Genomic DNA, 11,500 nt, shown 5'->3' on the forward strand with positions numbered 1-11,500 from the left:
CCAAGTTAGAGAACAGTCCCGCCCATCCAGAAGCGGGACCATATTAAGCGAATTACCCGTTAATGGTTATTTAGCCATTGCAGGTTGTGCTTTTACTTCTTCTTCAGCATTGATAGAAGGCGCAGTTTTAGCGTGAGTTAGGTACAGTGGAATACAAGTCATTACTAGACCACCAACAATGTTACCTAGGATGGTTGGGATAAGGTTGAAGTTCAACCAAGTCGCGATACCAAAATCCGCACCTAGAATCATACCTAGTGGGAATAGGAACATGTTTACTACTGTGTGCTCGAATACTAGTGCGAAGAAGATGAAGATTGGGAACCACATCATTGCTACGCGACCAGACACTGAACGTGCAGTCATGTTGCCGATAACGCCTAGACATACCATTAGGTTACAGAAGATGCCACGTACGAAACACGTGATCCATCCGTCCATACCCATGTTTTCAAAACCAAGGCTACGCGCGGTAGAAACAGCCACAAATTTCTTCGCTACTGCGTTCAGTTCTAGAGAGAAGTTACCTGTTAGTGAGATAGCCACTAGGTAAGCAACGATTAGAGAACCGATAAGGTTACCCAAGCCCACAAGACCCCAACAACGGAAGATACGACCCCAAGTGATACCAGGACGGTTTGCAAACTTAGCCAGAGGCGCTAGACCAAAAACACCGGTTACTAGGTCATACCCCATCACACTTAGAATCACGAAACCAACGGGGAAAACAAGTGCTCCTACAAGACCGATACCCGTTTGTACAATCGCGGTAATAGCAACCACCACCGCAAGCGAAAGAATAACGCCAGCCATCGTACCGCGAAGCAGAAGGTCTCGCGTGCTTGTATTAGTTTTCGCTTCACCAACATTGATCATGGTTTGCACGAATTCTGCAGGCTTAAAATCAGTAGACATGAATGTGTCCTTATCCAAAATTGAAAGTTAAAAAGTTAAAGATTGAATAGAGAAAGGCTTCCCGTTGACACCTGAACGCTATCTACAACACCTCGCTTCCCTGTTCCCCTGAGTTGATGCTTGGAAAGCCTTTGTCTATTAAATCTAGGTTTCAGTTCATTCCCTCCCCCTAAGAGGAGGGAATGAAAACCAAGCTTACGCAGAGATTTCTACTTCGCCGTTGGTTACGCGGGTTTTGTACGCTTTCACGCTAAAACGCTCGTCTTCCATGCACGCACCTGTTGTCAGGTTAAAGCGTTGCTTCTTAAGTGGGCTAGCCACCCAAAGCTCGCCTTGGTGCTCACAGATCAAACCGCGAGAAAGCACGTTTGATTGGAAGAACGGGTCTGTGTTGCTGATCGCCAGCACTTCTTCTGCTTGTGTTGGGCGGAATACCGCAACTTGCTGACCATCAACCAGTGCACAAACACCCGTGCCCGGTACGATGTCGCTGATTTGGCAAATCTTTTCAAATGACATAATCAACCTTCCCTTATGCTTCAGTGATCGCTACGTGTAGGATGTCGCCTTTCGCTTCAGGATGTTTTTCCGTGAAGGTTGCTGGGCGGTGCTGTTCACGCTCTTGTACAAACACAACGTTGTCATCGCGCTTGTCAGAGTTGATGAAGTGCGCGAAACGAGTCAGTTGTGATTCGTCGTTGATGGTCGCAGTCCACTCACACTCGTACTCGTCTACAAGCTTCGCTACGTCTGCCTCTAGTTGAGCGTTGATACCAAGCTTGTCGTTAACAATCACTTCGCGTAGGTAGTCAACGCCACCTTCCATGTTTTCCATCCAAACTGATGTGCGTTGTAGTGGCGCAGCAGTACGGATGTAGAACATCATGAAGCGGTCGATGTACTTGATTAGTGTTTCTTTATCTAGGTCACTTGCAAGTAGGTCTGCGTGACGAGGCTTCATACCACCGTTACCACATACGTACATGTTCCAACCTGCATCAGTCGCGATAATGCCAAGGTCTTTACCTTGTGCTTCCGCACACTCACGAGTACAACCAGAAACACCGAACTTCATCTTATGAGGGGTACGAATGCCTTTGTAACGGTTCTCGATGTAAGAACCTAGACCAACAGAATCTTGAACGCCGTAGCGGCACCACGTTGAGCCAACACATGTCTTCGCCATACGAAGTGCTTTTGCGTACGCTTGACCTGTTTCGAACCCAGCGTCGATAAGCTTGCGCCAGATCTCTGGAAGATCGTCTTTTTGAGCACCAAACAGACCAATACGTTGAGCACCGGTTACTTTGGTGTATAGGTTGTATTCTGCTGCAACGTTCGCTAACGCACCCAGTGCTTGAGGTGTTACTTCACCACCCGCCATACGTGGGATAACAGAGTAAGTACCGTCTTTTTGGATGTTACCTAGGAAGTTATCGTTCGTGTCGTGCAGCTTAACCAGTTGTGGCTTAAGAATGTGCTCACCCCAGCAAGAAGCCAAGATAGAACCAGCCAGTGGTTTACAAACTTCACAGCCGTAACCTTTACCGTATTTCTCTAGAAGCTCATCAAACGTTTTGATCTCTTCAATACGGATTAGGTGGAACAGCTCTTGGCGTGAGTATGCAAAGTGCTCACACACGTCGTTCTTCACTTCGATACCAGATTTAGCAAGCTCAGCATTTAGAACAGACGTCACTAGAGGAATACAACCACCACAGCCTGTACCTGCGCCAGTCACTGCTTTGATGTCGCCCAATGTGTGGTGACCATTAGCCACCGCTTGTGCGATCTTGCCTTTGGTTACGTCGAAACAAGAACAGATCACTGCGCTTTCTGGTAGAGCATCTGCACCTAGTGCTGGTTTCTCAGCGCCTGCGTGTGCAGGAAGGATCAACGCATCTGGGTGTTCTGGTAGGTCGATTTCGTTCAACATAAGTTGAAGCAGATCGCCGTAGTCAGAGGTATCGCCAACCATTACCGCGCCAAGCAATTTCTTGTTGTCTTTAGAAACGATAAGACGTTTGTAAACTTCTTGTTCTTCGTTCTGGTAAACGTAACTCTTACAGCCTTCAGTACGACCGTTCGCGTCACCGATAGAGCCTACTTTAACGCCAAGAAGTTTCAGCTTCGCAGACATGTCAGCGCCTTCGAATTTGCTTTCTGTGTTACCTAGTAGGTGATCAACGGCAACTGTCGCCATCTTGTAGCCAGGAGCAACAAGGCCGTAGAACATTTCGTTCCAAGACGCACACTCACCAATCGCGTAGATGTTCTCATCAGAAGTCTGACAATGATCGTTGATAGCAACACCGCCACGAGGTGCCACTTCTAGCTCCATTTGGCGTGCTAGTTTGTCTTGTGGACGAATACCTGCAGAGAATACGATGAAGTCTGTTTCTAGTTCTGAACCGTCAGCAAAACGCATAACGTTGCGTGCGTTTGTGCCTTCTGGCGCAATCTCAAGCGTATTTTTGCTGGTGTGAACGTTCACGCCCATACGCTCGATCTTTTGACGAAGTTGGTTACCACCAGCCAGGTCAAGTTGCTCAGCCATTAGTTTTGGCGCGAACTCAACAACGTGCGTTTCTACACCCAGTGCTTTCAGTGCGCCTGCTGCTTCAAGGCCTAGCAGACCACCACCGACAACAACGCCTGATTTGCTCTTCTTCGCACACGCTTCGATCGCTTTAAGATCTTCGATAGTACGGTAAACAAAACAGTCTTTGCTTTCGTGACCTTTGATAGGTGGAACAAATGGGAATGAGCCAGTAGCAAGAATCAGCTTGTCGTATTGAACTTCACGGCCAGTGCTTGAGTAAACAATGCGGTTTTCACGGTTGATGTTAATCGCGCGTTCGCCGATCAGCATGTTAATACCGTGTTTCTCGTAGAAGCCTTCTTTTACTAAAGAAAGTTCATCTGCCGTATGGTGAGAAAAGTAAGAGGAAAGGTGCACACGGTCGTATGCGACACGAGGTTCTTCACAGAAAACTGTAATGTCCATATTAGACATATCAGCTTTCTCGACTAAGTCTTCAATATAACGGTGCCCTACCATACCGTTACCGATGACTACTAGCTTCAACTTGCTCATTATAATTCCTAAGGGTTAGGTTCTTATCACTGAGCTCATTGTTAATTGTGAAAGAAAATTAATACATGATGTAAATCAATTACAATTTCAAACTACCCTAAAGGGGTAGATGAACGTATTTATCTGACTATTGCGAAATAAAAAGTAATTTATTAACGGATATTGGTAGTTTTAACAAACTGAGATAACCGAAGCCATGCTAGCAACGGACTATACCGTTTTGCTTTATGAAGTAAGGCTGACCATCGAAACCGAGCACACCTACGATAAATCCTGCTTTGCTTCTAAACGACGCACTCACTTGACTTCACCGTTTCAAGGTGATCAGAGAACAATATCTGAAGTGATTGAAAGATTTAGAAAAATCAAGCTTCACAACAAAAATTTTTTACTAGCTAAGTCGCACTATAAAGACTAAAATCAGGTTTAGTTCATATGGAATAGCGTCCATATGATTGATACCGTAATTGACATATAGAGTGCCGTCCCATTTTTGTGAGGCGGCCTTTTATTTGGGAGTCATAAAATGTCAGAAAACAATTCTATCTACATCTCAAGCTTAGATATGAACCGAATCACGGCTTTGTTGGATAAAATGCCAAACATCGCAGCGGAGCTTGTGGAATTAGAAGCAGAGCTCGACCGAGCAACAGTTCTTGAGCCAGAACAAATGCCAGATAACGTGGTCACGATGAACTCGACTGTAGAGTTTAAATTTTCAGGTGAAGATAGAACCATGACAAAGACACTGGTTTACCCTTCTGAACTGAAAAGCAGTGATGATATCTCTATTTTTGCACCCGTAGGCAGCGCACTGATCGGTTTGTCTGTCGGCCAAAAACTTGACTGGCCAATGCCAAATAATCAAGTGAAGACAATTGAAATTGTCGATATCACATACCAACCTGAGCGTTGTGGTGCACTAAACCGCTAACCCTCAGTAGTCCCGGTGCAAAGGCCTCCATTTAAGACTTTGCACCAGGAGAGCCCCTCGCTTACCCCCTATTTCCTTCTTTGTTTTCCAAGCATTTACTTTACTGCTCTTAAGTAACATCACCGATTCTTTATTATTTACCGCATATTCAATATTTATATCTCCAAGCTCAATCATAGAAATTGCAAAGTATTTTTCGTATATTGTCGCTCCGAAAACGACGTAAATTATGCGCAAAATGGAAGAATATCTAACTCGAATTGCCTGCTTAGAAAAAGAAAATGAAGAGCTGAAGCGGAAGAATGCGCGACTACAAGAAAAGTTGAATGCTGCACTCGACAGTAATGGACTGTGTTTGTGGGAGCAGCATATTCCTTCAGGTACTTTGACGATATTCAATATGCAGTGGGGAAAAATGCTAGGTTATCAGCCCCATGAGTTAACCGCGACGGTTGAAACGTGGAAAAACAATCTCCACCCTGAAGATTACGATCTTGCGGTGGGTGCATTTGAAGATCACCTAGCAGGCAAGACCGACCTTTATGAGGTAGTGCATCGCATGATTCATAAAGACGGCAGTGATAGCTGGGTCTACGATCGAGGGCGCATCGTCGAGTATGGTTCTGATGGCGAACCACTACGGATGATGGGTACTCATATCGATATTACAAAAGAAAAGCGTTATGAGCAGCAACTGGCCAAGTTGGCTTCGAGTGATCCATTGACTGGATTGTTAAATAGAAAAGCAATTGAGGAAAACTTTAATCATCAACCTCAAACCGAACCGTCTCAGCAGTCTGCTTTAGTGTTTGTTGATATAGATAATTTTAAAGCAGTTAACGACCAGCTAGGCCATCATACTGGCGACACCCTCCTCATCAATATCGCCAATAGCTTAACAGAGCTTGCGTCAAGCAAGTCTCAAGTTGGACGCATAGGAGGCGATGAATTTGTTATCTTAAACTGGCATTCAAGTCGAGAGGAAATATCCCAACTTTGCAATCAACTCTTAGATTCAATCATTCCAGCGATAAATCAAGACTTACATAAAGTAACGATAGGAATGAGTATCGGTGTTTGTCTCTTTAACAAAGGAAAGCAACCGTTTAATGAAGTGTATCAAAAAGCCGATCACGCAATGTATGAGATAAAGAAAAATGGCAAAAATGGAGTACAATTTTTCAACTTAAAAAGTTGATATCTCTCCATAAATCATCATGTTATGAAATCAGTCATTTGCTACAACTTGAACTAACTAAAGATAAATTCTTTATATCTAAGCCAGTTACCGAAATTACCCCTAGGTACTCATAAATTTGGCACGATACAAATAAATCCCCTCCTCTCCTAGCATCAACCCAATAAGCAACTACACTCATTTAACTGATAGATTAATTACTACTATTATGAAGGGAGTTGTTTTTGATGGATACAAAACAGATTTCTACAGTTATCATAATTTTAGTTCTTTCTGCATTAGTAGTTGCTTATTTAAAGTTAACAACGGTATCAAATGCTATCCACAAACCTACAACAATCGGTATATCTAAGACGCCTCTGTCAGCCCCTTTTATCATTGCAGAGCACATAGGTGCGTTTGAAGAAAACGATTTAAACGTCGAACTTATCATGTGCTTTGGAGGGGTCGAATGTTCAAACCTACTTCTAGAAAACCATGTTAATTACGCCACTTTTTCTGAAAGCGTACTGATGTTTAAAAGCTTTGAATACAAAGATTTAGCATTAATCACTTCTTTTGCATCTTCTACGAATGATATTAAGCTGCTAACTAAAAAGCGGTCTGGCATAGAAAGTATAGATAAATTACCAGGAAAAAAGGTTGGTGTAATAAAAAAGAGCGCTAGCGAATATTACTTAGACTTGTTGCTACAGGTAAATGACATTGATTTAGAAAAAGTAGAAAAAATATCATCAACAACGCAGGTTATTATAAATCATTTAATGCAAGGAAACGTCGATGCAATATCTACTTGGGAGCCATACGGATTTATGGCCAAGAATAGAATAAATGAAGAAGTAAAGAACATAGGAATTATTGGCGTGTATAAACTTTACTTTTTGCTTGTATCAAAAGAAATACACATTGAAAAATCAGATCAAGAAGTAATGAAAATAATAAAGTCACTTCATCACTCAATTAACTGGATGGATAAAAACCCTCATTTAACAATGAAAATACTATCACAAAAACTTAACACAACAGTTGAAGAAATATCTTGGAGTTGGGATGATTATAACTTTCGATTAAATTTAACGAATTCTTTATTATTTACATTACAATCAGAAGCTAATTGGGCATTAAAACAAAACTATGTAGAAGGACAGATTCCAAATTACAGAAAAATATTTAAAGAAAACTATATCAATTCATATTTTGATGGTCTAGATTAAAATGCATCGTTCGTTAAACCACTATTTAGCATCACTATTCAGTCTAAGCGTAATACTATGTATCAGCGTTATAGTATACATAAGCTTCATAAAAATAGAAGATTATAAAGCCAAGAAACAATTAAACCAAATAATGGACATACAAATATCATTAGAGTCATTAAGTAGTTATCTTTGGGCTTACACTCAAAATAGGGGAAAAAACAATTTCACACAATTCATGATTTCTCATAACAAATTAAACGAATTATTATCTCAAAATGAAGATGTTTTATACCTTACTAAAGACCTAAAAAAAATGAATCTCGAACTGTATTTTTTAGTTCAATACGAAAATAATCATTTACTAGACAAAGATCGCCATTATGATTCAGTCGTAAATTATAATAAATCAAATCCTGTCATACAATCCAGAATAAACATTGTATCCCAGGATATGAATAATGAAATAATATATATTTATAAAAAAATACTTAATAATAAGTCTACAAAACTACAAAATTTAAATTATTACACTCAAGCAGGTATTATTTTTATCTCTCTGGTTGTTATGCTATTATGCTTTTATATAAAAATAAAGTTCAAGAGAAGCTTTCAAAGGTTTATAAATGGAATAAAACAATTAAGCAGGTCAAATTTTGACTATAAAATCCCTTCAGAAAATCAATTCACGGAATTTGAAAATATGTCTTGTTACTTCAATAAAATGGCGGCATTGTTAAACCACACAACAATATCAAAATCAAAACTTAAAGAAGAAGTAGAGAATCAAACTTCAGTTCTAAATCGTCAAAAAGAAAGTTTGGTATTTTTGTCTGAGCACGACTCCTTAACTAATATCTACAATCGTCGAGCAATAGAAAAACATTTGATCCAGCTTACGCGTAATTTCAGAGGCAGTGAGAATAGTTTTAGTTTGTTTTTTATAGATTTAAATTTATTTAAGGATATTAACGATAGCCATGGCCATGAGGCAGGTGATGCAGTGTTAAAATCTGTAGCTAGTAGATTATCAAGTATTATCGACGAATCAGACATGGTAGGCCGCTTTGGTGGAGATGAATTTATTATTATTCATCGTTCACACACAACAGGTACGTCTCTGTCTGCATGTGCACTACGCTATATCCAAGAAATAGAAAAAGTAATTCATTTTAAAGGTAAAGAGTTATGCGTCGGAGCTAGCATTGGTATTGCACTCTATCCTGAGCATGGGTCGAATGTACATGAATTATTAACAGCGGCAGACAAGTCTATGTATCAGTCAAAACGTTCTAAAGCTAGCTCGTTCACTATTGTCGACAACAGCAGTTCGCTGTTAAAGAGGCCTATGTTTTAATCTAAAGTAGCTGTGGAAACGTTCTACATGCGAATATTCAACGACATCGACCACTGTGGCCACTTACAGTAATAAAGCCGCTTTTATCACATAGCAAAAGCTAAACTCGTAAGCTAAACGCTCTCCAGGCATTGAAGAAAAATAATCCATTGTGAATGGTTAATCCTCCCCTTTTAAACGTCAACTTTCACCACCATATGATAGTTAAGATTCATTAACAGGCTATAACTATCCTATGTCTTTTCCTCGTTTATCTGTTCTGGATTTGGCACCCGTGTCCGACGGAACAAACTTCACCGAAACGTTCGAACGCTCCGTTGAATTAGCTCAATCAATCGAGTCCTGGGGCTATCATCGGTTTTGGATGGCTGAACACCATAACATGCCCGACATCGCCAGTGCCGCAACCAGTGTATTACTCAGTCATATTGGAGCGCACACGAACTCGATCCGTTTAGGATCAGGTGGAATCATGTTACCTAACCATGCACCACTAGTTATTGCAGAGCAATTCGGAACGTTAGAGGCATTATACCCTGGTCGTATTGACCTCGGATTAGGACGCGCACCAGGCACCGACTACCAAACAATGCATGCATTAAGGCGGGAACCAGAGCATATGGATCCTGACTTTGAAGAGCTGTTGGAGGAGCTTAATTTCTTTCTTGGTCCCGTATCTCGAAATCAACCAGTCGCGGCTTATCCAGGTAACAACACATCTCTGCCGATTTGGCTTCTGGGGTCGAGTACATACAGCGCACGTTTAGCAGCTAAGAGAGGCTTACCTTTCGCATTTGCTGCACACTTTGCTCCAGATGCAATGTCTCGTGCTCTAAACTTTTATCGAGATGAGTTTGTCCCATCCGAGCATTTAGCTCAACCCTATGTGATGATTTGTGCCAACGTTATCGTAGCGGATACTCAGTCACATGCAGATTTTCTCGCGACAACAGAGAAGCAAAAATTCTTAAAAATGATTCGCGGCAATCGCGAAAAACTTCGCGCACCAGTGAAAAGTATGGCACCACTATGGTCAGCACAGGAAAAGCTTCACGTTGAAACTCAATTACGTGAATCTATCCATGGTGATCAAACATATGTAAGACAGAAAATTGAGAAACTTTTGGAACGCACTGGGGCAGATGAAATTATGGTAAACACGATGGTGTTTGAACAATCTGAGAAGTTGAGATCCTACAGGTTACTATCGGAACTCATGGACAAGTAAAAGAATGGAGGCGCCTCCCGGAGTCGAACCGAGGTCCACGGATTTGCAATCCGCTGCATAGCCACTCTGCCAAGGCGCCTTTCTGATTTTGTATCTCTGTCACCAAAGATTTTGATGGTGCCCCGGGCCGGACTTGAACCGGCACAGCGCGAACGCCGAGGGATTTTAAATCCCTTGTGTCTACCAATTCCACCACCAGGGCAACGCAATCATGCGATGGGTTAGACACCATCTGTCTCTGCGGCCTTTGCCGTGAGAACGAGGCGTACTTTAACGGATTAATTTATCTGGTCAACAAAAAATTAGTCTCTTTTATTCAAATGGTTAAAAAGCCAACTCAAACGAACAAAGGGCGATCATTTTGCTCACAAGAACATCAGCATGTTTTGCTCTCGTTTACTTTGCTTCATCACTTCATGTCAATGAGGAATCGACAAGTCGCACAAATTGGCAGTATGGGTATAAACTTAACTCGTACTGCAGGGGACAAATAAGCGCTCATCATGTTTCGAAAGTCATCATTTCAATTACCGCTACATACTGATTCCGAACTCGACTTCGTAGTGTCCCACTTCTTACTTACTGAATTTGATTATGCTCGCTCTCTGGAACAGGGGATCGTCCATGACTTGGACCCTGAATATACACACCAGTATCGCGTCACACTAAGGCGCATACGCTCACTATGCTTACTACTTCGCGAACTGATCCCTCCTTTTGAGCAGCGTATTTTGAAACCTCATTTAAAAATAATGATGAAGAAAACAAATAAGCTGCGTGATTTGGACGTATTTATCTTGGGCAAAAACCAATACATTGAAATGCTCCCAAACCACAAATCGTCTCTTGAGCAGCTTTTTGGCTTTATCGAAGCCGAACGTGCTTACGAACAGGCAAAAGTTACGCGTTGGCTAGCTACAGAAGAATACACAACGCACTGCACTTTGGTCAGGAATAGTCTGCTGCGAAGTACGCAACACGAACGAGTGGATAGCAACGTACCTGCGTTACTCTTCGCAAGCCAAAAAATCTCCGATCAATTTAAAAAAGTTGATAAAGCACGACGCAAGATCTCGGACAAAAGTCGCGACAGTGTGATTCATTCGATGCGGATAAAGTGCAAAGCGCTGCGTTATTTGTTAGAAGGATTTTCCACGCTCTATCCTTCCCAACAGCACAAAAACAACGTGAAACAACTAAAACTATTGCAAGACAAGCTCGGTGACTTTAACGACACTTCAAGTCAAATTGAATTTTTCGCACAACTCAAAGAGACAGCAAATCTCAATAAACAAGATCGTAAGGCTTTGAAAAAGCTAATTAACGTACTTAGCGAACATCATGAACTCTCTCGCCAAACCATCTTGACGCATTTAAGCCAGTTTGAGTCTTTCATTCGCGATACCAATACACAGAATCTCTACCGACCCTAAATCAAGGTTCACGTATTTTTAATATTCATTAATTACAGTCAACCGTTAGGCTCCACTAAGAAAGTTAACGTGAAACCATTAAAACGATACCAATACGAGCGCTATGCGGTGCTTTGTAATCTCGCCTACCCTCGCGTCTTCA

At 41.6% G+C, this 11,500-nt stretch carries 9 protein-coding genes and 2 tRNA genes; 6 read left to right on the plus strand and 5 right to left on the minus strand.

Annotated elements, in window-relative coordinates:
• Window positions 1-66: 66 nt before the first annotated feature.
• From R8N49_RS07755 to nirB, 3 genes are all read right to left on the minus strand, one after another.
• Window positions 67-915, minus strand: a complete 849-nt coding sequence (locus R8N49_RS07755; RefSeq protein WP_005387971.1) for a formate/nitrite transporter family protein — start codon at window positions 913-915, stop codon at window positions 67-69.
• Window positions 916-1,110: 195 nt separating this feature from the next.
• On the minus strand, window positions 1,111-1,434 hold the full coding sequence (gene nirD / locus R8N49_RS07760) for a nitrite reductase small subunit NirD (protein ID WP_005387969.1): 324 nt from the start codon (window positions 1,432-1,434) through the stop codon (window positions 1,111-1,113).
• 13 nt (window positions 1,435-1,447) lie between these two features.
• Window positions 1,448-4,012, minus strand: a complete 2,565-nt coding sequence (gene nirB, locus R8N49_RS07765) for a nitrite reductase large subunit NirB (RefSeq protein WP_132936432.1) — start codon at window positions 4,010-4,012, stop codon at window positions 1,448-1,450.
• A 526-nt stretch (window positions 4,013-4,538) separates the two neighbouring features.
• Here nirB and rnk point away from each other — a divergent pair.
• From rnk to R8N49_RS07790, 5 genes are all read left to right on the plus strand, one after another.
• Entirely contained in the window at window positions 4,539-4,946 is a 408-nt protein-coding gene (rnk, locus tag R8N49_RS07770) for a nucleoside diphosphate kinase regulator (protein ID WP_005390213.1), read from the plus strand.
• A gap of 238 nt (window positions 4,947-5,184) precedes the next feature.
• A complete protein-coding gene (locus tag R8N49_RS07775; protein ID WP_025767735.1) occupies window positions 5,185-6,144 on the plus strand; it encodes a GGDEF domain-containing protein in 960 nt (319 codons plus the stop codon).
• Between the two features lie 227 nt (window positions 6,145-6,371).
• Window positions 6,372-7,358: an ABC transporter substrate-binding protein gene (locus R8N49_RS07780; RefSeq protein ID WP_005376042.1), complete on the plus strand. Its 987-nt coding sequence runs from the start codon at window positions 6,372-6,374 to the stop codon at window positions 7,356-7,358.
• 133 nt (window positions 7,359-7,491) lie between these two features.
• Window positions 7,492-8,697: a diguanylate cyclase domain-containing protein gene (locus R8N49_RS07785; RefSeq protein WP_250157692.1), complete on the plus strand. Its 1,206-nt coding sequence runs from the start codon at window positions 7,492-7,494 to the stop codon at window positions 8,695-8,697.
• A gap of 235 nt (window positions 8,698-8,932) precedes the next feature.
• Complete coding sequence (locus R8N49_RS07790) at window positions 8,933-9,925, plus strand: LLM class flavin-dependent oxidoreductase (protein ID WP_005376038.1); 993 nt, start codon at window positions 8,933-8,935, stop codon at window positions 9,923-9,925.
• Window positions 9,926-9,930: 5 nt separating this feature from the next.
• On the opposite strand, the gene R8N49_RS07795 is transcribed toward R8N49_RS07790, so the two are convergent.
• Window positions 9,931-10,004: transfer RNA gene (locus tag R8N49_RS07795), tRNA-Cys, on the minus strand.
• Window positions 10,005-10,040: 36 nt separating this feature from the next.
• Window positions 10,041-10,127 (minus strand) — tRNA-Leu (locus tag R8N49_RS07800).
• Between the two features lie 301 nt (window positions 10,128-10,428).
• On the opposite strand from R8N49_RS07800, the gene R8N49_RS07805 reads away from it, so the two are divergent.
• The gene (locus R8N49_RS07805; protein ID WP_064354817.1) at window positions 10,429-11,358 is read left to right on the plus strand and encodes a CHAD domain-containing protein; all 930 of its coding nucleotides are present in this window, start codon (window positions 10,429-10,431) and stop codon (window positions 11,356-11,358) included.
• Window positions 11,359-11,500: the final 142 nt, after the last annotated feature.

The sequence above is a fragment of the Vibrio sp. 1978 genome, from assembly GCF_033344345.1.

What these genes read in the sequence shown, in the direction of transcription:
- R8N49_RS07755 (WP_005387971.1), bottom strand. Translation starts at nt 915, where the DNA reads ATGTCTACTGATTTTAAGCCTGCAGAATTCGTGCAAACCATGATCAAT.
- nirD (WP_005387969.1), bottom strand. Translation starts at nt 1,434, where the DNA reads ATGTCATTTGAAAAGATTTGCCAAATCAGCGACATCGTACCGGGCACG.
- nirB (WP_132936432.1), bottom strand. Translation starts at nt 4,012, where the DNA reads ATGAGCAAGTTGAAGCTAGTAGTCATCGGTAACGGTATGGTAGGGCAC.
- rnk (WP_005390213.1), top strand. Translation starts at nt 4,539, where the DNA reads ATGTCAGAAAACAATTCTATCTACATCTCAAGCTTAGATATGAACCGA.
- R8N49_RS07775 (WP_025767735.1), top strand. Translation starts at nt 5,185, where the DNA reads ATGGAAGAATATCTAACTCGAATTGCCTGCTTAGAAAAAGAAAATGAA.
- R8N49_RS07780 (WP_005376042.1), top strand. Translation starts at nt 6,372, where the DNA reads ATGGATACAAAACAGATTTCTACAGTTATCATAATTTTAGTTCTTTCT.
- R8N49_RS07785 (WP_250157692.1), top strand. Translation starts at nt 7,492, where the DNA reads ATGGACATACAAATATCATTAGAGTCATTAAGTAGTTATCTTTGGGCT.
- R8N49_RS07790 (WP_005376038.1), top strand. Translation starts at nt 8,933, where the DNA reads ATGTCTTTTCCTCGTTTATCTGTTCTGGATTTGGCACCCGTGTCCGAC.
- R8N49_RS07805 (WP_064354817.1), top strand. Translation starts at nt 10,429, where the DNA reads ATGTTTCGAAAGTCATCATTTCAATTACCGCTACATACTGATTCCGAA.